The sequence below is a fragment of the Empedobacter sp. EJD.6dd genome (assembly GCF_057369435.1).
In genome coordinates, this window is record NZ_CM170667.1 from 3,188,630 (window position 1) to 3,212,870 (window position 24,241).

General features: G+C 31.8%; 16 protein-coding genes. 6 read left to right on the plus strand and 10 right to left on the minus strand.

Features of this window, described 5'->3' with window-relative positions:
• Position 1: 1 nt before the first annotated feature.
• Positions 2-4,363 (minus strand): CusA/CzcA family heavy metal efflux RND transporter, encoded by a 4,362-nt coding sequence (locus AC2I98_RS14940; protein WP_486414083.1) that lies wholly within the window; start codon positions 4,361-4,363, stop codon positions 2-4.
• 125 nt (positions 4,364-4,488) lie between these two features.
• Positions 4,489-4,809, minus strand: coding sequence for a DUF6660 family protein (locus AC2I98_RS14945; protein WP_486412433.1), 321 nt, complete (start codon positions 4,807-4,809; stop codon positions 4,489-4,491).
• A 283-nt stretch (positions 4,810-5,092) separates the two neighbouring features.
• Here AC2I98_RS14945 and katG point away from each other — a divergent pair, with 283 nt between their 5' ends.
• Positions 5,093-7,315 (plus strand): catalase/peroxidase HPI, encoded by a 2,223-nt coding sequence (gene katG, locus AC2I98_RS14950; protein WP_486412434.1) that lies wholly within the window; start codon positions 5,093-5,095, stop codon positions 7,313-7,315.
• Positions 7,316-7,407: 92 nt separating this feature from the next.
• Here the strand turns inward: katG and tamL are convergent, their stop codons facing one another.
• From tamL to AC2I98_RS14965, 3 genes are all read right to left on the minus strand, one after another.
• A complete protein-coding gene (tamL, locus tag AC2I98_RS14955) occupies positions 7,408-9,756 on the minus strand; it encodes a translocation and assembly module lipoprotein TamL (protein ID WP_486412435.1) in 2,349 nt (782 codons plus the stop codon).
• Positions 9,753-14,954: a translocation/assembly module TamB domain-containing protein gene (locus AC2I98_RS14960; protein ID WP_486414084.1), complete on the minus strand. Its 5,202-nt coding sequence runs from the start codon at positions 14,952-14,954 to the stop codon at positions 9,753-9,755. Before AC2I98_RS14960 ends, tamL begins: the two co-directional genes overlap by 4 nt.
• A 157-nt stretch (positions 14,955-15,111) precedes the next feature.
• A complete protein-coding gene (locus AC2I98_RS14965) occupies positions 15,112-16,152 on the minus strand; it encodes a serine hydrolase domain-containing protein (protein WP_486412436.1) in 1,041 nt (346 codons plus the stop codon).
• 139 nt (positions 16,153-16,291) lie between these two features.
• Between AC2I98_RS14965 and AC2I98_RS14970 the strand changes: the two genes are divergently transcribed.
• The gene (locus tag AC2I98_RS14970) at positions 16,292-16,618 is read left to right on the plus strand and encodes a hypothetical protein (RefSeq protein ID WP_486412437.1); all 327 of its coding nucleotides are present in this window, start codon (positions 16,292-16,294) and stop codon (positions 16,616-16,618) included.
• 41 nt (positions 16,619-16,659) lie between these two features.
• On the opposite strand, the gene AC2I98_RS14975 is transcribed toward AC2I98_RS14970, so the two are convergent.
• Complete coding sequence (locus AC2I98_RS14975) at positions 16,660-17,727, minus strand: patatin-like phospholipase family protein (protein WP_486412438.1); 1,068 nt, start codon at positions 17,725-17,727, stop codon at positions 16,660-16,662.
• A gap of 87 nt (positions 17,728-17,814) precedes the next feature.
• On the opposite strand from AC2I98_RS14975, the gene AC2I98_RS14980 reads away from it, so the two are divergent.
• Positions 17,815-18,696, plus strand: coding sequence for an AraC family transcriptional regulator (locus AC2I98_RS14980; protein WP_486412439.1), 882 nt, complete (start codon positions 17,815-17,817; stop codon positions 18,694-18,696).
• Between the two features lies 1 nt (position 18,697).
• On the opposite strand, the gene AC2I98_RS14985 is transcribed toward AC2I98_RS14980, so the two are convergent.
• Complete coding sequence (locus tag AC2I98_RS14985; RefSeq protein WP_486412440.1) at positions 18,698-19,132, minus strand: hypothetical protein; 435 nt, start codon at positions 19,130-19,132, stop codon at positions 18,698-18,700.
• Between the two features lie 147 nt (positions 19,133-19,279).
• Between AC2I98_RS14985 and ccoG the strand changes: the two genes are divergently transcribed.
• On the plus strand, positions 19,280-20,734 hold the full coding sequence (ccoG, locus tag AC2I98_RS14990; RefSeq protein WP_486412441.1) for a cytochrome c oxidase accessory protein CcoG: 1,455 nt from the start codon (positions 19,280-19,282) through the stop codon (positions 20,732-20,734).
• A 47-nt stretch (positions 20,735-20,781) separates the two neighbouring features.
• On the opposite strand, the gene AC2I98_RS14995 is transcribed toward ccoG, so the two are convergent.
• Positions 20,782-21,105: a HopJ type III effector protein gene (locus AC2I98_RS14995; protein WP_486412442.1), complete on the minus strand. Its 324-nt coding sequence runs from the start codon at positions 21,103-21,105 to the stop codon at positions 20,782-20,784.
• 156 nt (positions 21,106-21,261) lie between these two features.
• Between AC2I98_RS14995 and AC2I98_RS15000 the strand changes: the two genes are divergently transcribed.
• Positions 21,262-21,582: a hypothetical protein gene (locus AC2I98_RS15000; RefSeq protein WP_486412443.1), complete on the plus strand. Its 321-nt coding sequence runs from the start codon at positions 21,262-21,264 to the stop codon at positions 21,580-21,582.
• 113 nt (positions 21,583-21,695) lie between these two features.
• On the opposite strand, the gene AC2I98_RS15005 is transcribed toward AC2I98_RS15000, so the two are convergent.
• Positions 21,696-21,887: a hypothetical protein gene (locus AC2I98_RS15005; RefSeq protein WP_486412444.1), complete on the minus strand. Its 192-nt coding sequence runs from the start codon at positions 21,885-21,887 to the stop codon at positions 21,696-21,698.
• Positions 21,888-21,905: 18 nt separating this feature from the next.
• The gene (locus tag AC2I98_RS15010; protein ID WP_486412445.1) at positions 21,906-22,394 is read right to left on the minus strand and encodes an SPOR domain-containing protein; all 489 of its coding nucleotides are present in this window, start codon (positions 22,392-22,394) and stop codon (positions 21,906-21,908) included.
• Positions 22,395-22,809: 415 nt separating this feature from the next.
• Here AC2I98_RS15010 and AC2I98_RS15015 point away from each other — a divergent pair, with 415 nt between their 5' ends.
• Complete coding sequence (locus AC2I98_RS15015; RefSeq protein WP_486412446.1) at positions 22,810-24,228, plus strand: c-type cytochrome; 1,419 nt, start codon at positions 22,810-22,812, stop codon at positions 24,226-24,228.
• Positions 24,229-24,241: the final 13 nt, after the last annotated feature.

The window sequence follows — 24,241 nt, forward strand, 5'->3', positions numbered from 1 at the left end:
TTTATTGATTGATGATTGAATTAATATTGACCACTGTTTGATTAACTTGTTGGATTGATTCAAGATATTTTAACTGAATATCTGTTGCTGTTTGTAAAGCAAAAAGATATTCGATGTACGATATTTCTCCTGTTTTATATCCCAACTGAGCTGCTTTTACAATTTTTTCTGCATTTGGAATAGCTTGGTTCACATAATATTCATATTGATCCAAATCTTGCTGATATTGATTCGTTGCATTTTCTAATTGAACTTTCAGTTGTTGTTTTTGATAATTTGCATTTTGCTGAATCGCTTGTTTATCATATTCCAATGCTTTTATTTTTGCTTTTGTTGCACCAAACGTCAGTGGAATAGCCACTCCAAGATTTACAGAAGTAAAACGATCAAGACCATTGTAATATCTTTCCACGCCATTTTTCTCGTGCATACCAATCATCGACAAACTATTTACACCAAACGAAAACTCAGGCAAACCTTCTGCTTTTACCACTTCTTTATTTCGCTCAGCAATTTCCATTTGTTGATAAAATGCTTTAATTGTTGGATTATTATCTATTGTAGAACCGTCTAAAATTCCACTCAATTTTAATGGAATATAATTCGTCTCTTTGGTAATTGTAAAATCCTCTTCGGTATTCAATAAAACGTTTAGATTTTTGTACGCATTATTCAAATAGACTTTATTTTGTTTCAACAATAAATTAATTTCTCCTTGCTGTGTTTCTGCTGTATTAATTTCGATTTTCTTAATATCACCAGCCTTAAATCGAACCGAAGCAATTCGAATAAATTCTAAATAAAGTTTATTTAATTGCTCGAGTTGATCATGGTTATATTCTAAATATTCGATCTGATAGAAATACGTTCTCACTTGTTTCAACAATTCGTTTGTTGTCACTTCTTTTTGTATCTTCTTACTATTTACTTCTGATTCTAAAACTGCCTTTCGGTGTTTAAAAATAGTTGGGAATGGAATACTTTGAGAAATAGATAAACCATAATCGAATTTTGGACTCGCATATTGCCCAAGTTGCGCTTCCACATTTAATTTTGGTAATTCATTTGCGGCTCCTTTTAACGCTTCGCTCGACGAAATACTTAATTCATCTGCTTTAATTAAAGGATTATTTTCAATTGCAATTTGTTGTGCTTCTTGAATATTAATTGAACGAGTTTGTGCTTGAGTAGATTGTCCCATTAAAAACATTCCGATTACAAGAAATGGAAGTGTATTTTTTGAGTTCAATTTTATTTTCGGAAGTTTTGAATTGAATATTAAATATAACATTGGTAAGACAAATAAGGTTAAAAAAGTAGCGGTGATTAATCCTCCAATGACAACTGTTGCCAAAGGTTTTTGTACTTCGGCACCTGCGCCTGTGGAAATTGCCATCGGTAAAAATCCTAACGAAGCTACTGTTGCAGTCATTAATACAGGACGCAATCGGATATTGGTTCCTTCCATTATTCGTTTTAGAATGTTTTTCTCTCCTTCTTTTTCTAATTGATTGAATGTTCCGATTAATACAATTCCATTTAAAACAGCGACACCAAATAAAGCAATAAAACCAATTCCAGCACTAATACTAAATGGCATATCGCGAATAATTAATGCAAAAATACCTCCGATTGCACTCATTGGAATTGCTGTGAAAATTAAGGCTGCTTGTTTGAATGAATGGAATGTAAAATACAACAACATAAAAATTAACAACAACGAAATTGGAACTGCAATCAATAAACGTTGACTAGCTGCTTGTAGATTTTCGAACTGACCTCCATAGGTGAAATAATAGCCAGAAGGCAATTTGATTTCTTTGTCTAATTTTGTTTGAATATCTTTTACAACCGACTCTACATCGCGATCTTTTACGTTGAAACCAATTACAATTCTTCTTTTTCCTTCTTCGCGACTAATTTGTGAAGCACCCAATTTATAACTCACATTGGCAACTTGAGACAATGGAATTTGATTGCCAGAATTTGTCGGAATCATTAAATTATTAATGTCATCTATGCTTTTTCGATGCACACTATCCAAACGAACAACTAAATCAAAACGTCTTTCATTTTCGAAAACTTGACCTGCTGTTTTTCCTGCAAAAGCTGTACTTAAAATATCATTCACCTCTTGAATATTCAATCCATAATTTGCCATTCGAATTCGATCATATTCAACATTTATCTGAGGTAAACCACTTACTCGTTCCACTTGAGGTTGCGTAACACCTTCAACAGATTGAATTGCTTTTGAGGTTTTATCTGCATAATAAGACAATGAATCTAAATTCTCACCAAATATTTTGACCGCAACATCTTGTCGAATTCCTGTCATCAACTCATTAAAACGCATTTGAATTGGTTGATTTTTTTCGAAGAAAACACCAGGGATAACTTCTAATTTTTCTAACATTTCATCGCCTAATTCTTCATAAGAAATTTTTCGTTTCCATTCTTCCTTAGGTTTCAGAACGATAATCATATCCGATGCTTCTGGAGGCATGGGGTCTGTTGGAACCTCGGCTGAACCTGTTTTTCCTACAACCATTTTTACTTCATCAAATTCTTTTAAAATACGAGAAGCTTGCATGGATGTTTCTAAACTTTGAGTTAACGAACTTCCTTGTGGCAAAATACAGTGAAAAGCAAAGTCGCCTTCTTGTAATTGAGGAATAAATTCTCCTCCCATATTTCTAAATTGAACAATAGATAGTACAAAAATTGCTACCGTAATTCCGACTAACCAGTATTTAATTTTGATTGCTTTTTCTAATAATGGTTCATAAACCTTGTGAATTTTCACCATCATTTTATCTGAAAAAGAAGCTTTCAAAACTGGTTTCTTTGATAAGAATAATGCACTCATCATCGGAATATAAGTTAACGAAAGAATCAATGCACCTAGGATAGCGAAGCCAACTGTTTTAGCCATTGGTGTAAACATTTTTCCTTCTACACCAACTAATGTAAGAATAGGAATGTACACGATAAGAATGATAATTTCTCCGAACGCTGCCGAATTTCTAATTTTTGAAGCTGAAAGAAAAACCTCTTCGTCCATTTCTTTTTGAGACAAACGATGCGTGGATTTTCTAAGTCCAAGATGATGTAAGGTAGCTTCTACAATAATCACAGCTCCATCGACTATCAATCCAAAATCAATAGCTCCCAAACTCATTAAGTTTGCACTAACACCGAAAACATTCATCATTCCCAAAGCAAACAACAACGATAGCGGAATTGCAGAGGCAACAATTAATCCTGCTCTTAAATTTCCAAGAAAAATAACCAATACAAAAATGACTATCAATGCGCCCTCTATCAAGTTTTTTTCCACTGTACTAATTGCACGGTCAACTAAGTCTGTTCGATCTAAAAAAGGCTCAATGACTACATCATCGGGTAAAGATTTTTGAATAGTTGGTATTTTTTCTTTAATCAAATTTACCACTTCATTACTATTGGCTCCTTTCAGCATCATCACGACACCACCTACGGCATCTACTTCGCCATTATAAGTTAAAGCTCCGTATCTGATTGCGTGACCAAATCTTACCTCAGCAACATCTTTTATAAAAATTGGAACTGTTCCTGTATCATTTTTAACTGGAATTAACTTTACATCATCCAAGGAAGTCACCATTCCAATTCCACGAATAAAATAAGCATTTGGCTTCTTATCGATGTAAGCTCCTCCTGTATTTTGATTGTTTTTTTCTAAGGCATCAAAAATATCTGTTACACTAATTCCCATTGCGCGTAATCTATTCGGATCTAGAGCAACTTCGTATTCCTTTAATTCTCCACCAAAACTATTGATCTCAGCAACTCCAGGCGTTCCGTTTAATTGTCTACGAACAATCCAATCTTGCATTTCGCGCAATTGCTTAGAATCGTATTTTTTCTCACTTCCTTTTTTAGGATGCAGAATATATTGATATACTTCGCCAAGTCCTGTACTAACAGGAGCTAACTCTGGTATACCAACACCTTTGGGAATATCTTCTTGTGCTTCTTTTAGTTTTTCGTTAACTAATTGACGAGCAAAATAAATATCAACATCTTCTTTAAAGACTACTGTAATCACAGATAATCCGAAACGAGAAATACTTCGTGTTTCTTCGATATCAGGAATATTTGCAATACTTTGTTCAATTGGAAAAGTCACCAATTGTTCCACTTCTTGGCCAGCCAATGTAGGACTGACCGTTATAATTTGAACTTGATTATTTGTAATATCTGGAACAGCATCTATTGGCAATTTTGTTGCACTCCATACGCCCCAGATAATCCATAATACAGTCATTATTCCAATAACAATTTTGTTTTGGATACTAAATTTTATGATTTTATCTAACACAGATAATTTGATTAATTGCATTAACATTACCCATTTATTATCGAAATAAATGAGCACAGAAAAGGGATAGAATTACAGTTTTGATAATTGAATTCTATTAATTGACGAAAAAAGAAATCGTCTCGTTAAGCAAGATTTATCTTGGGAGGTTGCCAGATATCGGCATACAATTGATTTTTAATTGTATTTTCCTTGAATTGTATTTTTTTGGAAGTATTTGGTTCAAATACTTTCGGAGTCTTTAGTAATCGTGTAAATTTTATAGAAGAAATTGTTATTTGACAACAATTGCATGCACACAAAGGACTACATTTATCTTTATGATTAGGTTCTTCATTTTCACTATGTACCATAGAAGTTAGTGATCCATTATTATTTGTATCCTGACACGGAATAAATGATAGAACATTAACATATAAAGCGATTATGAAAATTATAAATTTCATTGTTACAAATATAAAAACATTTTTTGAGTATAATAATTTTATGATGCAGTACGAATTACGAGTTTCGAATTACGAATACAAAATGAAAATTACCTGCTATTACGGAGTTATAAATTCTTTACTCATTAAAAACTAGAAACAATATAATTATTAACTATTTAATATATATACTTTATAAAATAAATTGATTGATTGATAAAACAATTTGATTTTTAATTAATAAGACAAATTATTATATTTATGATATTTACAAAACAAAATAATAAACATAAAATAATCATTAATGGAAAATCAAGGAGGAGACATCTCAAAATGCCCATTTCACAATGGTAAAGTAGCGACAACACCTGTTGCTGGTGAAGGGACTCAAAATAAAGATTGGTGGCCTAATCAATTAAATGTTAGTATTCTTCGTCAACATTCAAACAAATCAAATCCTTTGGGAGTAGATTTTGATTATGCTGAAGAATTCAAAAAATTAGATTTAGAAGCTGTAAAAGCAGATTTAAAAGCTTTGATGACGGATTCGCAAGATTGGTGGCCAGCAGATTTCGGTCATTACGGACCATTTTTTATTCGTATGGCTTGGCACAGTGCTGGAACTTATCGTGTACAAGATGGACGTGGAGGAGCAGGTGAAGGGCAACAACGTTTTGCGCCTCTTAATTCATGGCCAGATAACGTATCGTTGGATAAGGCTCGTCGCTTAATTTGGCCGATCAAACAAAAATATGGAAATAAAATTTCTTGGGCAGATTTAATCGTATTAACAGGAAATGTTGCGTTAGAATCAATGGGATTCAAGACACTTGGTTTCGCAGGTGGTCGTGCAGATGTTTGGGAGCCAAACATGGATGTGTATTGGGGATCTGAAAAAATATGGTTAGAACCAAGTGGAGGAGAAAATAGTCGTTATTCTGGAGATCGCGATTTAGAGAATCCTTTGGCTGCTGTACAAATGGGTTTAATTTATGTGAATCCTGAAGGACCAGATGGAAATCCTGATCCATTAGCTTCGGCTCGAGATATTCGTGATACGTTTGCACGTATGGCAATGAATGACGAAGAAACTTTAGCATTGATTGCTGGTGGACATACATTTGGTAAAACACATGGTGCTGCTTCGGCTGATCATGTTGGAGCTGATCCAGAAGCTTCTGATCTTGAAATGCAAGGTTTGGGTTGGAAAAACTCGTACGGAACAGGAAATGCAGGTGATACCATTACATCTGGTCTTGAAGTAACGTGGACAAGTAAACCAACAGAATGGTCGAATTTATTCTTAAGCTATTTATTCGGTTTCGAATGGGAATTAACAAAGTCTCCAGCTGGAGCTCATCAATGGGTGGCGAAAGATGTAGGTGAAATTATTCCACATGCTCATGATGCTTCTAAAAAATTAAGACCAACGATGTTGACTTCGGATATTGCCTTACGTGTTGATCCGGCTTACGAAAAAATTGGTCGTCGTTTCTTAGAAAATCCAGCAGAATTTGAAGATGCTTTCCGTAAAGCGTGGTTCAAATTGACACACCGTGATATGGGACCTCAATCTCGTTATTTAGGTGCGGATGCACCAAAAGAAACGTTTACATGGCAAGATCCAGTTCCAGCTGTTACACATGAGTTAATTGATGAAAATGATATCGCGAATTTAAAAGCTCAACTTTTAGATTTAGGATTATCTGTTTCAGAATTAGCAGGTACAGCTTGGGCTTCGGCATCTACTTTCCGTGGATCTGACAAACGTGGTGGAGCGAATGGCGCGAGAATTCGATTAGAACCAATGAAAAATTGGGATGTGAATAATCCAATTCAATTAAATAAAGTTTTAAAAGCTTTAGAAGGTGTACAGGCTTCATTCAATGAAGCAAATACTTCTAAACAAGTTTCTTTAGCAGATTTGATTGTTTTAGGAGGAAATGCCGCGATTGAAAAAGCCGCGAAAGATGCTGGAAAAACAATTACAGTTCCTTTTGCAGCTGGACGTACTGATGCATCGCAAGAACAAACAGATGTTGAATCTGTTGCATGGTTAGAACCAATTGCTGATGGCTTCCGTAATTACCGCAAAGGAAAACGATTAGGTGTTTCTACTGAAGAATTATTAATTGATAAAGCTCAATTACTAACATTAACAGCACCAGAATTAACTGTTTTAATCGGAGGTTTACGCGCAATTAACATTAATTACGATGGTTCTAATCACGGAATTTTAACAGATCGTCCAGGTCAATTGACAAATGATTTCTTTGTAAACTTATTAGATATGGGTACACAATGGAAAGCGAAAGACGAATCAAGAGAAGTTTATTTAGGTTCTGATCGTAAAACAGGTACACCAAAATGGACAGGAACTCGTGCTGATTTGGTTTTCGGTTCTAATTCTGAATTAAGAGCTGTAGCTGAAGTGTATGCGCAAGAAGATGCACAAGATAAATTTATCAATGATTTCGTTGCTGCTTGGAACAAAGTAATGAACGCAGATCGTTTTGATTTGAAATAATCTTAAACATTATAAATAAAAAACGAGCGTCATATGATGCTCGTTTTTTATTTTTGCTTTACGCTTTACGCTTTACGCTTTACGCTTTACGCTTAGAACGGATATCCAATGGCGATGTTTAGAATTAAATTATCTTTTCGCCATGCTTTGTCTCCAAAATCTATTTTATCAAAAGTCCAGCGGTCATTCTTTTCGTAATAAGGAACTCGAAGTGGAGTTGCTAAATCTAATCTTAAAATTAAGATATTAAAATCTAGACGTAGTCCTAAACCAGCTCCAACTGCAATTTCATTCATAAACTCTTTTGAAAACTTAGCACCTGGACGTGTTTCATCTTCGTTGATTAACCAAATGTTTCCAGCATCAACAAACAAGGCGAGATTAAGAAAGCTGAATAATTTTTGTCTAAATTCTGCATTTACTTCTAATTTAATATCACCTGATTGATCATAAAAGAAATTTGCATTTTGGTTACGTGGATCATAACTTCCTGGTCCTAATGTTCGCGCTCTAAATGCACGAATACTGTTGCTTCCTCCGACAAAGAATTGTTTCGAGTAGGGAACAAATTCTGAATTTCCGTACGGATAAGCGATGCCACCAATAAATCGTGTGGCAATTGATGATTTATCTGAAAATTTATGATAAAAACGGAAGTCGTGTTCCATTTTTGCGTATTGACTAAATGGGATTTTGAAAATCTCTTTTTCTTTGTCTTTTTTTACGTTTGCACCTGTAATCAATCCAGTTAAATTTCCCGCTAAATCGACAGATCCACGGTAGTAGAATGTACTATTTCGTGGTAACATTGTGGTTGTATACGTGTACGAATATTGTGGTCCAAAGATTAATTGTTTGTCCACTACACGTTTTAAACTTGGGTTGATGATATTTCCAATTGAATCGTAAATTTTGCTGTTATATTCATCTGTTACTTTTTCTGGGAACAATAAAGTCGCACTAAAAACTTTTAAATTGTGCTCTTTTTGAGCATTTTCTTTCCAAACATATCCAAATGATGTATTGAAATTATGTAAGGTATATAATTTTGATCTGTTTTGATATTCGTAACCAATTTCAATATTTGTTCTTGGTACAAATGCACTCGATGAATGAAATTTGAATGGTGCTACAATTCTTGGAATCGAAAGTTGTGTATTAAAACCAGCTCTAAAAATGTTGTTGGCATCTTTTTGCCCTCCTAATTGCATATCAAAAGCACCATACAAAGCCATTTTAAGCTGTTCTGCTCCTTTAAATATATTTCGGTGTGTCCAGTTCAAGTTTAATTCACCACCGCCGTAATTCGCCGAATTTGTTCGTCCTAAAACTTCTAATCTCAATGATTGGAATTCGCGTGGTGTTAAGGTATAATACACATCAAATTTATTATTAATAGAATCAGAGATCACGAAATCATTTTTCACAAATTTGAATACACCCAAATTAATTAATCGATTTAGGGTTAAATTATGATCTGCTCGGTTGTAAATATCTCCTGTTTTAAAATATAACGCGCGGTCAAAAACTTTTGGTTTGAAAATCTTTTTAGAATCGACCATGTAAAAACCATTTTGCTCATATTTCGCTAAGAAGTCGTTGTTCATGGGCATATTGTAGATTCCTTTTCGAGCATCACGAATGTTATAATCTGGGAAAACAATTACTTTATCTATACTATACTGTTGTTTGGCTTGCTCTGGTGTCTTATCTTTTAATTTTACAAAAAGTTCAACATCTTGTTTATTTGTAACTGTACTATCCGCTTGTACAATAATGTTATCGGGATGAAAATAATAGAATCCATTTTCTTTTAGTCGCGCATCTATTCGTTCTCGTTCGGCTTTTATAACATCTAAATCAAAAGGCTGTTTATCTTTTAGTAAAGTGTTAGCTTGTGTTTTTTTAATTTCTTTGTTGACCGCTAAAGTGGTGTCTTTTGGGAAATTAATTTGGTTGATGTAATAACGTTTATGTGGTTTTAAAACATAATGTACTTCTGCTTTTTTGTTGTTACTTATTGTATCACCTTGTGCTTTGGCATTGAAATATCCTTTGTTTTCAGAATAATTAACTAAAATATCTTTATTGAATTCGATGTCTACATCTCCCAATAAAACAGGTTTTTCACCCACTTTATATTTTAACCAATATTTCAGTCCTTTTTGCTTTTTAGGTTCGCTGGTGATGTTGTAAATGTACAAACGCGGACGAAGTCCAAAAAAACTTGAATTAGGTTTTGGAATGATATTTTTTTCGAGATTATCTTTTAGTTCAGCTTTGTCTGTTTTGCTTAATGAATCGCCTTCTATTGTTAATTTAGAGCCCGTGTAAAGCATTTCACCTTCTTTGAGAAAACGTGTATTGCTACAAGAAGAAATACCTAAAATAGAAATTGAACAAGTTATAAATTTGATATAGGTTAAAACTGATTTTTTCATGGTTTCACTTCTTGATTTTGTGTATTTCTATTTGCTCTGTTCGTTCTATTTTTTCTTCTTTTCTCGAAAATTTCTTTGAATTTATCGTAATCTAATGTGATGATAAATCCAACACCTGTTTCTACAATTTGTCCTTGTAATGCGACTTGGTATTCATCTTTTCGATAAGCTCTCAACATGTATCGACCATCACGAGATAAGCTATAATCAATTGTGATATCACCCGCAATATTAGTCATGTTTTCATTTTCTCGTGCATCACCATCTAATCCAAAATTACTTCCAACCGAAACTTTCAATCGGTCGTTTAGTAATCGTTTGCTCACGGCAACATTCAGATCAGTACGTGTGTTTTTAGATCCTGAAGAATAATCGTCTTGCGTATCTAATCCCAAATCGATGTCAATTCCTTGGATTAAATCATCCGCTAAATTATTCAATTGCTGAGATAGAATATTACTCACACTTTGTAACGCCATTGTTTCTGCAGATACACTTGTTTTACTTTCGAACGGATTCTCGCCAATAAAACGATTCAATAATAATAGCGCAAAAACTTGTTTGTTCATTTCGGCTTCATCATTTTTCAACTGATCCAATTTCGATTGTGTATTTTCTATCACCGCAGTTGCAATGGACGGATTGTCTTTATCCATTGAAATATTGAATTTAATATCAGGCTTTAATAGTTCACCTTTTAAAATTAATTCAGTATTGAACGGAATTCGTTGTTTGTACATGTTCATTTCTGCTGATGAATAACCTGAAATTTGTTGTTCGATTAAATCAATGGGAGCAGCTTTTGTTTTGTAAATCGCCGTAATGTCTAAATTGGCTGTAGTTGGCTCACCAGTCCATGTAATGGTACTTCCTTTCTGAATATCAAAACGACGTTTTAACATGCTTACCGAAAGTTCGTACGCACCTTTTTCTACTTGATAAACGCCAACCAACGTCATTTTTCCTGAAGGATCCATTCCGCCTGTTAATTCTGCTTCACCTTGTATTTCAACAAAATCTCCGTTTGCTTTGTCGATGATAATAGATGTTTTAGCTTCTTTACTAATTTCAATATTGACACTTACATCTAACCCTTTTATTTTAGATTCGGCTATTAATTCATCTGTTTTAATCGTTTCTTGAAGCGCCACTTGATCTTGATCGATAAATTCGACAATTCCTTCGCGCTCTTGTAAAGAAGGTGAAGATTGTGGTAAAACAAATGTGAAATTCGTATCATCAGTCACGGTTAAGCTTCCGTTTACTTTCGGTAAATCTAAGTCACCTTTTATCGTTAAGTTTGCATTAACAGCTAACTTTCCGTACATGATGGCGTCGTTCGATTTTTCTGAATTTACCACATTGAAATCTCGTGCATTTGCTGTTAAATTGAAAGCGAAGTCACGATACGTTTCGGTTAAAATTTCTCCTCTTATCGTTAATGAATTACCATCATTATCATTAATTTTGAATCGATTGAACTCAATTCCTTTGTTCGTGAAATCAATCACGTCATCAATTTTTCTGAAATTACTTCCTGTTTCAGCAATCGTTAAACCTACTTGATTAAATTTGACTTGACCTAAAATGCTCGGCTTATCCATTGTTCCAGCGATTTTTAGATTTCCAGAAATATAACCTTCTGTGTCTTTGATTTGATTCATTGTAAATCCTTGCACCGATTTCATTTCTAATCGATTGATATCTAAAGCTAAATCAAACGCACTTTCTTTGGTGTTATAATCTCCAAAAATCTTCATGTTGTTGCTGTTTCCATCTAAGGTAATGTCAGCGTTAATCATGGTTGGAGAAGTGTTTTTTACTTTTGCTATAATATTTCCAATAGGATTTCCAAAAGCTTTTAAATCTGAAACGGTCAAATCAGCATTGAATGTCATTTCTTTGTTTAAATCTCTAATTTGAGCTGTTCCATTGATTGTTCCTTCGGCAGGTAAATCCTCTTTTTTAATGATTTCTGCAATGGTTTCAATTTTGAAATCTTTAATGGTAATATTCAGTGGACTTGTTCCTTTTTCCGATTCAGATTGCAATAAAATTTGACTTCCATTGTTCATCAAACTGAAATTATTTGCAACAATTCCATCTTTTCTTAACTGAATTAAATTTCCTTCGCCAACTTGCCATTGATCGTAGTTTAAAACCAATCCATTCGGATTTAGACTAATTTCCGTGATATCATTCAACGTTTTTAGATTTCCAGCCAGCAAAAATTGCGTTACATCTTTCACATCCTTTGTCGAAACGTTATAATTGATAACATTATTTGTAATATCACCATTCAAATCAATTTTTTGTAATTGAAAACTTTCGCTTTTTAACGCATCCACATTCAACGAATACAACAAGGCTTCATTTTGGTTGGATAATTTTATCAATCCATTGTTAATCGTATTTGTTCCGTACGTTAAATTTGGGATTTTTCCATCAACATTGATTTGTTTTGAATCTGCATCATAGGTTGCGTCAAGTGTTATGTTTTCAAAGTTTTTCAAATCTGGAACAAATCTTCGAATCAATTCATCATCTTTAATTTTTGCATTCAAAGTAAAGAATTGATGAGGTTCTATTTTTTCGTCTTTATTTGGTTTCTGAAATTCATAATATTGGTTAATTGTTGAAGTTAGCGAACCAAAAATTTGTGTCAATTTAAATTTTCCTTTCATATCCAAATCGGCCAATTGTGAAGTCAAACTAATTTGATTTGAATCAGCAGTTGAAGTCGCAATCAAGCTTACTTCTTGCATTGGAAAAATATCTTTTGTATTGGATAATGCAAAGTTTTTCAGGTACAAAGAACCATTTAAATAATCTGGATTTAAATCAGCAAAATTGGCATCAATTTCACCAGCTACAATCATTGGTTCGTTGTAAAAACCAAGCTTTTGAACATCTAATTTGACAATATTTCCGTTCAATTTTACATCAGATAAATCTTTTTTGTACACGCCAGAAGCAGTCAAATTAAGATTCGCGTTTGGATCTTTTGAGAAAACATGCGCATCAAAGGCACCATGATTCACTTTTGTATCGAGTGTTATATTTTGATAAGTATATTTATTGTAATAAGCGGATGAAACGGTTCCCGAAAGTTTTGTAACCATTTTTTCAGGGTTGAAACTTGTTCCAACAGCATTAATTTTTCCAGTTATTTTACCTAAATCTTTGTTGCTAATAAGCGTTCCAATATCCAAATTTTGTAGATCTGCTTTGACATTATATTTTTCTGCATCCTTTTTTTGCATGTCCACAATTGCATCAATTTTCGCATTTCCCAACGTAGAATTTATTGCCAATTGTGTATTGATAATTTCGGTTGTTCCTTTTGCATTTCCTTTGACAGAAAGCTTTGAAGGAATTCTAATGTTAGTTGGAATGGTATTTTTCGGAATTAAATTGTAAATCGTTTTAGATGATGTCGAAAAGTTTTTGATGTTCAAATCATAAAATAAATTCTTCGGATTCATCGCATTTTTCACTCTTCCTGAAGCCGAAAGTTGCAAGTTATCTAAACCAGAAACTTGTAAATTATTAATCAATAAATCGTTTACTTTTCCTTTTACATTGGTGTTAACACTCAGAATGGCGTTTGGATATTTGTCGAAAGGCGTCGTATTTCTAAGCGTTGGAGCAAGATTTAAAATATCTGCCAAACCAATTTTTGAATTTTTGATATTTGCATTAACCAAAACATTTTCTGGATGAGAAGTTAACTCATTAATCGTATTGTAACGTAAAATAACTTCGTCACGAAGAACGGTTCTTGGTGTTTGTAAATAAAGGTTTTTCAGATACGCTTGTGTATCTGCGTACAAGAAATCTGTTGTCAATTTCTGAATATTCAAACCTCTTGATTCCTTTATTTCAGCACTTTTTACTTGTCCAGCAAATGTATTATTGAACATTTTGAAATCGCGCAAATCAAGATTTAATTTAGAAAAATCTAAATGGTTAAAATCCATTCCTTGCGCAGTTCTACGCTCTGCTGTATTGTTATATTTTACTTTTACATTTTCTAAAATTGTTTCATTCAAAACCAAATTCATTGGAGTAGATGTAGAAGTTTGAGGAGATGTCGAATTTTTAGAAGAAAGATATAAATTGGCTTCGATGTCAGCGTCTTTCAATAAAATATTTTCAATATCAAAAATTGAATTTTCAAGATCAAGTTTATTGACTTTTGTTTCAAATTCATTCAGGTTGATTTTTGCAAACGTTTTCGAATTTTCGTCACCGTAATTAACTTTGATATCATTCAAATTAATTTTGTTTAATGTAATTTGAAGAGGATTTTGTGTTGATTTTGAATTGATTTTATCAACATTATTTTCTTGAATTTTTTCAACCATTTTTTGATTGAAGTCAACCCATAAACCATTCAATAAAATATCATCAATGGCATAAGAATTCTGTTGTAAATCAAGTTTTTTGACTTTAGTTTTGAAATCTTTGAATTTTACTTTTGCAAACATTCCAGAATTATCATCACCATAATCTACATCAAAATTGGTTAAATTAATTCCATTCAATTCGATTTTCATTGGTTTTTGATTATTCAACGAATCAACTTTTTCTTCAACTTTTTGTGAAACTTCTTTTACAATATCTTGTTTTAATTTAAGTTTTAAACCATCTAAATTGATATCACCAATCGCATACGAATTTTGTTCTAAATCAAACTTTTTGATACGTGTATCAAACGAATTTAAATAAACATTGATGTTGTTTGCAGATTGCTGATCGATGAATGAAACCTTGATATCTTGAAGTTTTATTTTATCCAAGGAAACAATAAAAGGTTTGGAAGTACTTTCTTCTTTTTCGTCGGTAGCAAAAGCATTCATAATGTAATCAAAATTAAATTTTCCGTCTGGTTTACGAATTACATTTGCTTTTAAACCATCCAAATCAACAGATTTTATATCTGCTTTACTCTTGGTTAACTGCCAAATATCAAGACCTACATCAAATTTTTTGACGTACAATAAGGTGTCCACATCTTGTCCTTGTAGAAAAAGATTTTCCATGACAAGGCTGTTAGGAAAGTCAATATAAACTCGATCTAATTGAACTTTTGTATGGATTTTATTTTCAAGGTAATTGACTAATTTATTTTTAACAAAATTTTGAACAGCAGGAAATTGTAAGCTGAAAACAGCAATGGTCAACAATAAGATTATTGATAAAAGCGTAAGAGAGAAATATTTGAGTATTTTCTTTGTGTTGAATTTCAATTGGTTAGATTTTATTCGTTTTAGTTGGATTTAAGATACGAATTTCTAACAAGGATAATACCAAAAATATTGTTTTATAACTACTTGATCTAAAATTTACGTTTTATTTTGTTATCAAATCACTTTTCATGACGGCATCTTTTATCAACTTTTCATAGAAATAGTAGTCTTCTGGTTGATCAGGCATAATATTTTGTAAAACAACTAAACTAACTTTTGACTTAGGGAAATAAATATTTATAGCAGAGAAACCGTCTCCTAGACCTGTATGCCCAACGTAATTGATATTATTTTCAGTAACATTTCGTATATTATATGCATATCCATGAGGAGTTTTACCAAAAACATTATGTTGTGATAGAGTAGAAGGTGTTATTAAAAGTTGATAGGTTTCTTGTTTTAAAATTTTTCCATTATGTAATAAACTATTCCATTTTGCTAAATCTTTTGCTGTCGAAATTATTCCATCTGCAGGTAAATTTTCTTCGTTAATCAATGTTTGGTGATTTAGAATTAGCGAATCATTTTGATAAAAATAACCTTGTACGAGTTGATTTTTTTCCTTTTCAGAATATACAAATGTTTCGGTAAGGCTAGTTTCTTTAATCAAATTCGTGGCTAATTCTCTATAGGTTTTATTGGTTACTTTTGTTAAGATTTTACCTAAAAGAACACACGAATAATTTCCGTATTTGAATTCTGTTCCTGGTTTGAATAAAAGCGGTTGCGAAACATCTTTTATCCCATGTGTATGATTTAATAATTGATGAACGGTAACAGAATCTGCCCAAGTTTGTGTAATTTCAGGTAAATATGTTTTTATAGATTGTTGTAAATTTATTTTTCCTTTTTCGACTTCTTTCAAAATTAAAACAGAAGTAAATAATTTTGAATTGGACATGATTTCAAATTGATTTGTTTTTTTTAGAGGAGTTTTATCTTCTATATTTTGAAAACCATAGACTTTTTCATAGACAGTTTTTCCATTTTTAGAAATTAAAATAACACCATTAAAAGGAAAAGAATGTTTTGATGTAATAATTTCTTCAATTTGTTGATTTAATGGGATAGATTTTTGAGCAAAACTTTGTTTGCTGAAACAACAAATTAATGTTAAAGTAATTATTTTTAGAAGAGTTTTCATTTTTTGAATTGGTTTTACACAAAAGTAAAATTTAATTTGTTTCGATTTTGAGGATATTTTAAAAAACTAGCAAAAGTTTTTAATTTTCATTGGTAAAACAAATATTCTTTTATTAAATTTGAGTCAAACAATTGAAGCTATGAGAAGAATTTTTTTTGAAAAAGATAGCCACAAAGATTACTTATTTGTTATAATTGATCATGAAAGAGAGTTAGATCAAGTCTATAAAGTGGATAATTTTACTGATGAAACAGGTCGAGAATATGTATATACCTTGATTGGTGAACGAAAAAAATTAACACCAGATTTGTTGAAAGCTCATGTTGTTGCGCAAGAGAATGGAAGTTATGTTGATTATAACGGAAATAATGTGCTCTCAGATCCGCATGCTTGTATAGAAAGTATGATTGATAACAGAGAATTGAATCGAGAACAAGAAATATTTGTTTATGTTCGTAATAAATAGAAAATAGAAAAGGCTTTGAAAATAAACTTCAAAGCCTTTTTTTATTGTATTTCAATTTGATTGAATATTAATTTTTGTACCACTTCATCTAAATACTCTTTGTGTTTTGCAACAAAGTCATTTGCTACATCTAATAATGTTTTGATATTGGTATTTGAAACATTTCCTAAATCTAAAGCAGATTCAGGAATTTCTGGATTAAAACGATAATAATTTTGTTGATACTTTGGTTTCAGTAAAGCGAACATACTTTTCATTTCTTGGTCAACCATATCAACACCAGTCGAAATAAAAATATCAACCAAAGGATCTACCCATTTTGATTTTGAAATTCCACTTAAATGTTCATGTTTATAGGATTTTGCTCTTGAGCCATTACCAATGGAAATAACAACAAATTCTTGTAAAGAAGCTGTTCCGTTAAATTTTAATTCATCTTTGAAGTATTTGTTGAAGTTTATTTTTTGTGTTTCTATAAATCCGACAAATGTTGGATTGTTAGCAAAAACACCACCATCAATACAGCAAAACTCTTGGTCTGCAAACGATTTTATTTTTGCTGGTTCAAAATAGGTTGGTGCAGCCGAGGATGCTCTACAAACATCTTTTATATAAAAATTTCTAAAAGGCGAAATTCCATCAATTGAATTGAAAATTTTAGGTTTTTGATGTTCTGTATCATACGCAAGTAAAGCGCAAGGACGAATTAAATCTTTTAATTCTAACTTTCCGAAAACAATTTTCAATTGTTCTTCTAAAACCAATGTCGGTAAATTATCTTTTAAAACACTTAGAGGATTATTGAGAATTGTCCAAAACGTTTTCGAGAAAATATTTTTTCCTTCTCCCAAATAAATATTGAGTGCATCTGTGATAGAATGTTTTGCTTTCTTCGGATTATCGTCAGAAGGTGAAAGTAACAAAGCGGCAATTAAAGCACCTGTACTAGTTCCTGCAATAAAATCAACATAATCGCCAATTTTAGCATTTTCATCGTGCAATTCTTTCAGTTTATCTTCGATGTATTTTAGAATGACACACGAAATAATTCCTCTAATTCCTCCGCCATCCAATGAAAGTAAAATAATTTTTTTCTCTTTAAATTCCATTTTTGATGTTCTATTGCTTAAAGTTAAACTTTTCAGTCCAACTATTAGCAATTGTATTTATTTTTACATCTGATAATTCACTCCATTATGACAAAAAAACTATTTCCGACATATGATATCTGTAATTTGAACACAGAAAAGAACAGCAACGAATTGTTTTCTGTGGATCGATTTAGAGGTTATGTGGATAGTAATCCGCATTTACAGGAAGTTCATAGCCATAATTATTACCATTTGGTTTATTTTACAGAAGGGAGTGGAGAACATTTAATCGACTTTGAAAAGTTTGAGGCAAAATCTGGAACGATGTATTTTATGAAGCCTGGACAAGTGCATCAATGGTATTTTAAAGAAGAATATGATGGGTTTGTTGTGAATTTTTTTGATAATTTTTTTGATTGGATTGGGATTAATTCGTCTATTTTACAAAAGTTCAGATTTTTGCAATCAATTTTAGTAAAGGAACATGTGGTAGAAATTCCGAAAGAAATTCAACAAAAAATTGCACATTATTTTGAAGAAATGATGAACGAAAATCATCAAAATAATCAGTTTTCAAATCTAAAAATTGGGTTTCATTTAATGAGTTTGTTCATTGATATCGAAAGAAGTTTAGAAGTGAAAAAAGTGAATACAACTGATTACCAATCGGTGTTATTGCATAATTTCCAAACGCTTATTGAGCAAAATTTTAAAACGAAAAAATTGCCAAAAGAATATGCAGAACTTTTGTATATCACGCCCAATCATTTGAATGCACTTTGTAAAGATGTTTTGGGTAATTCCGCAGGAAAGTTGATCAGAAGTCGTGTGGTGTTAGAAGCAAAACGTTTGCTGGTTAATAAAGAAATTTCGGTGACAGAAATAGCTTATTTACTTAACTTTCAAGATGCTTCTTATTTCGTAAAATTCTTTAAGAAATATACCAATTTTACACCAGAGCAATTTCGAAAACAATATTACGCTTAGATTAATTATTACTATATCGAACAGGAATATTAAAATAGACTTTTACAGGATTTTCGTTAATTAAAGCAGGTTTTATTTTAGTTGAATTTTCTTCTTGTTCTCTATTTATTTTATACAAAATTTGTGTAGCAATTCTTCCTAATGTCTCATTTCCTTGAGAAGTTATGTTGGAAAAGTATCCATTTTCATCAATTATAAAATTTAATTTCGCAAAATAATCACCAGATTTTTGGAGTATTTTATCCAGTTTTATTTTGGATAATCTTTCTTCAAGATCATGATTCAATTTCGTATTAAAACATTCTACGTAATCATCTGTCTTTTCTTCACATCCTGGATAAATTGCAAACTGACTCACATTTTTTATTGTGTAAATTTCTTGCGAAAATGTAAAAGTACAAATAGAAAATACTAGTAGTTTTAGTAAGTTTCTCATAATAGGTGGCTTAGGTTATGGTTTGGTAAATATTTATAAATTAATGATTTATATCAATCCATAAATATTACCATAAATACCATAAATAGTGCCAAACTCTAACTTGATTGTAGCGGTAAATTTGCATAGATATTAAGTAGAAGGTATATGAGTGATATAAAACAAGATTCAACGCAACTTGGTTTTGAAAAAGAGAATGAACAATTCAGAACAGAAGTCGCAACAATGGATAAAAAAGGAACTCGAAAATGGGTGTATGCGAAGAAACCTTCTGGAAAATACACTAATTATCGTACAATTGTTTCTTCGGTTCTATTGATATTATTAGTTGGGTTACCCTTTATAAAATTACCAAATGGAAATCCTATTTTCAAATTTGATGTGTTTAATACGAATTTCATCCTTTTTGGTTATCCATTTTTTACAACAGATTTTTTCTTACTTGCTTTCGGAATGATTGTAAGTGTGGTTTTTATTATATTATTTACAACTGTTTATGGACGATTGTTTTGTGGATGGCTATGTCCGCAAACCATTTTTATGGAAAGTGTTTTTCGTAAAATTGAATATTGGATAGAAGGTGATAGAAGTAAACAAATTCGTTTAGATAAACAAGATTGGAACGAAGAAAAAATTCTGAAGAGAGGAGGAAAATGGACGATATTTTACATTATTTCGTTTTTCTTTTCGAATATACTTTTAGCATATATCGTTGGAATGGATGAATTGATTAAAGTAATTACCGAGGGTCCATCAGAGCATGGAGGTTTATTATTTGGAACATTTATTTTCAGTGTTTTTTTCTATTTTGTTTTCGCTTGGTTTCGTGAACAGGTTTGTACGTTGGTATGTCCTTACGGAAGATTTCAAGGAGTTTTGATTGATAAAAAAACAATTCAAGTTTCGTATGATTTTAAAAGAGGTGAAAATACAAATGGACGCTCTAAATTTAGAAAAGGTGAAGATCGAACTGCTGTAGGAAAAGGTGATTGTATAGATTGTCGTCAATGTATAGCGGTTTGTCCTACTGGAATTGATATTAGAAATGGTTCGCAATTAGAATGCGTAAACTGTACTGCTTGTATGGATGCTTGTGATGATATTATGACGAAGATTAATCTTCCGACAGGATTGATCCGTTATGCTTCTGAAGAAAATATCGAACAAGGAAAATCATTTAAGATTACAGCGAGATTACTTGCTTTTACATTTGTATTGGTTGCAATGATTGGTGCGATGACAGTATTTATGTTAAATAGAAGTGATGTCGAAGTAAAGTTTCTACAAGTTCCAGGAAAAGATTATGTCGTAGAAGGTGATTATATCATTAATACGATGCAATATAGTTTGATGAATAAAACCAATGAACCATATAAATTAGTTGTTCATGTAAATGGTTTTAAAGGTGGAAAAACTGTTTTGTTAGTAGAACCAAACCAATATATACAAATAAATCAAGGGCAATTAAAGCAAGGTTTAATAGATATTAAAATTCCTAAAAGTGAACTAAAGTCCTACAAAGTTCCGGTTATTTTAGAATTAAAAGATTTAAAGGGAAAAACCATCGATCATTATACGATTAGTTTTATGGCTCCTTTTTAGTTGAATTAAAAACGTCTTACAAAATGTAAGACGTTTTTTTAAAAAGTTTATTTTTTTGACAGCACTTCGTTTTCGAATGTTACACCTTTCCATCCGTTTTGCATAAATTGACGAATATTATTGTGATCATTTCCTTCTGGCGTAGCTAATACAGCTTGATAATGTTCTGCAAATAATTTTAATGTATCATCTTGAGACAAACCATTCAATTTTGCAAAAGCAAACACCTTTGCACTACCTTGATTTTGATCTATAGCATTCTCTTGATTTCCATTTACAAAAGCAGATGGTGTATAGTTATAATTTTCTTCAATATGCGTAATAACATCAGCAAAATTTGCTTCGTTTTGGTTTAATTTTTCTAGAATCATTGTATCTTTTTGTCAAAAATAAGAACTTATTTCGAATACAATAAATCATTAAGTATGTTAATTTTTTTTCTTGATAGAATAGTTAACGAATGTTTAACAAGTTTCTGTATATTAATTGATTAGATTTATAATTATTAACCCACAAAAACTATTTTTATGTTCGAAAGAAGGCAATTTAATTATGAAACTTCAAGCGTAGCGCTAAAGGAGTTGGCAGAAAAAGGATATCAAGAAGATTTTAATTTATTAGAAAGTGATTTGATTGATCATCCTCACGATTTTAAAATTATTTATATCTATCGTTACGAAGGAAATTCGAATCCAGAAGACGAATCAAGTGTTTATGGAATCGAAAAAATATCGACAGGAGAAAAAGGCGTTTTAGTTGCAGGCAATTTGGGATTTGTACAAACAAATTTAGCATCGATACTTATTCAATTAGAAATTGAGGGTAGAGGTAGAATTCTGAATAACTAAAAACAAAAGCATGAATCAACTACTAAATATTACCATTAAAATATGAAAAAGCGTTACCAAAAAATTTGATAACGCTTTTTTAATTGTATATATTTTCATTAGTTTTTTTGAAACTAATTGTCTTCTATTTTTAAAAGTAATCTATATTCTGCAAAACGATGTTCACGAATTGGACGAACAAAAGGTTCTGTTTTGAAATATAAAACTAAGCATGGAGAAATATTTTTATATTTTTCTACAAATTCATACGAAATTAGTTCTCCATTATTTATTCGCTGTTTTATTTTATTGTGATAAGGATACATTTTTCATTCAATAAACAATTATTTTGCCTTTCTACATAAAACTTTGAATGGAATAGAAAATGCGCTATTGTATTTCGATTTTAAACGACGAATATCTCTTGATGCCGATGCTCTTGTAAAGTAATCGCCAACTAAAACTCGGTAGTCTGGAGAAAAATAGGCTGTTTGAGATGATAAATCTGGAAAAGAACGCGAGAATTCATTTCTTACTTTGTCTGCATCATTTCTATCTTTTGAATAATAAATCTGAATTTTGAAACCATTTACTTGTGGAGTTCCTGCACATGGATCATTCGATTGTACGATAGGTTTTTTTTCTGTATTTTTTTTGATCGGAGCAGTGTATGTACATACAGCATCTTCTTTTGCTTTTAACACAGTGTTTATTCTACTATCAATTTCCATATTCAATGTACCATTGTTAATAATTTGAACAGTGTCAATTTTATCTTGTGCAAAAACACATGACGAAAATGTAATAAGGAATAAAAAGATAAATTTTTTCATAGGATGAAATTAATTTGTGCAAATATACTTTTTACAATTAAGTTATTAAATTTTATAGACTTTTATTTTCCTACAACGAATATTGTTCCAAATTACTTTAAATTTCAAAATAATCTGGTTTAATCATTCTTTTATTGATGACTGATTTTGATAAAATAGAAAGTAATTATTTTTCAGATTGTGTTAAATAGTAAATCATTTCAATGAAAACCTCTAATCTCAAACCGAATAGATAATATTTATAGCTTCATTTCTTTTAACAATTAATTTAGAAACGTTTTAAATTAAGCTGAATGACAAAGTTCAGTATGTAAACTTTATGATTTTATTAAGTATTGAAGCTATTTTTGCTGTTAGTTAAGTGTTCAAATAAAAACGAGTTAAAAGAAACAACGAACTGAGATTATTTAAGTAAATGAAGGCAAGATTTCTAAAAAGAATACGTTTATGGAGCTGCGCGATAATACTATCGACGTTCTCCTTAGCAAATGCCCAAGATGCAGGTAAAGGTTACGAGTTATTCGAAGCCAACTGTACTGCTTGTCACCAGATTGATGGTAAGTTAATTGGGCCGGAATTACGTGGTGTAGAGAAACGCGTACAAGAAGAAGCTGGACTTGGAAAAGAGTGGTTACACGCTTGGATTAAGGACAACAAAGCTTTACGTGCGTCTGGAGATGCGTATGCAAACAAAATTTTCGCTGAGTACAATAACACGGAGATGTTAGCTTTCCCTAACTTATCTGACGGTGATATTGATAATATCTTAGCATATACTGCCGATCCTGATGGTGGTAAAAAAGCTTTTGATGATGCAAAAGCTGCAAAAAAGAAAGAAGCTGCTGCTGCTAAAGCTGCTGCTGCCGGAAACGGAGGTGGTGCTGGTACAGGAGTTATCGCAATTGGATTTGTTGTATTAGCTGCATTATTATTGTGGATTTTGGTTCGCGTAAATGCATTAGTTAAAGCAACAGCTACAGAAGATTTAAATTCTAAAGAAGAAAAAGCTGCTTTTTCTTTCGCAAACTTCTTCCAAAAATACCAAAAAGTTGGTGGTGTGTTAATCGCAGTATTAGCATTCTTTGCATTGTACAATGTGTATTGGGGATTAATGGGAATTGGTGTTGATAAAGGTTACGAGCCAGAACAACCAATTTATTTCTCTCACAAAGTTCACGCTGGTGTACAAGGTATCGACTGTCAGTACTGTCACAGTTCAGCTAAATACGGTAAAGTGTCTGGAATCCCTTCACCAAACGTATGTATGAACTGTCACAAAACAATCAAAGAATACAAAGGAGATTACTTCGAAGAAGAATTAATCACTTCTGGTAAATTCTCTGATGAGGAGGCAGTTAAGAACTTCTATACAGGAGAAATCCAAAAAATGTATAAAGCTATTGGATGGAATACAGAAACGAACAAATACGATGGTCCACAAAAACCAATCGAATGGGTACGTATTCACAATATGCCAGATTTCGTATTCTTTAGCCACGCGCAACACGTTGTAGCAGGAGAGAAAGCGATTAAGAAAGCAATTAAAGATGGAACTATTCCAAATGCTAAAGAATTAAACATTGGATCAGGAGACCAAGTTTGTTTCGCATGTCACGGACGTGTTGATGAAATGAACGAAGTAAAAATGGCGAATGATTTCACAATGGGATGGTGTATCGAGTGTCACAGAACTACTGAGGTAGATATGGACAACGAGTATAACAAAGAATATTACGCAGAACTACACGAAAAATTGAAAAAACAGTACGGTGACGCAACTAAGATTACAGTTGATGCTATCGGAGGTTTAGAGTGTGGTAAATGTCATTATTAATATAAAAAAGAGA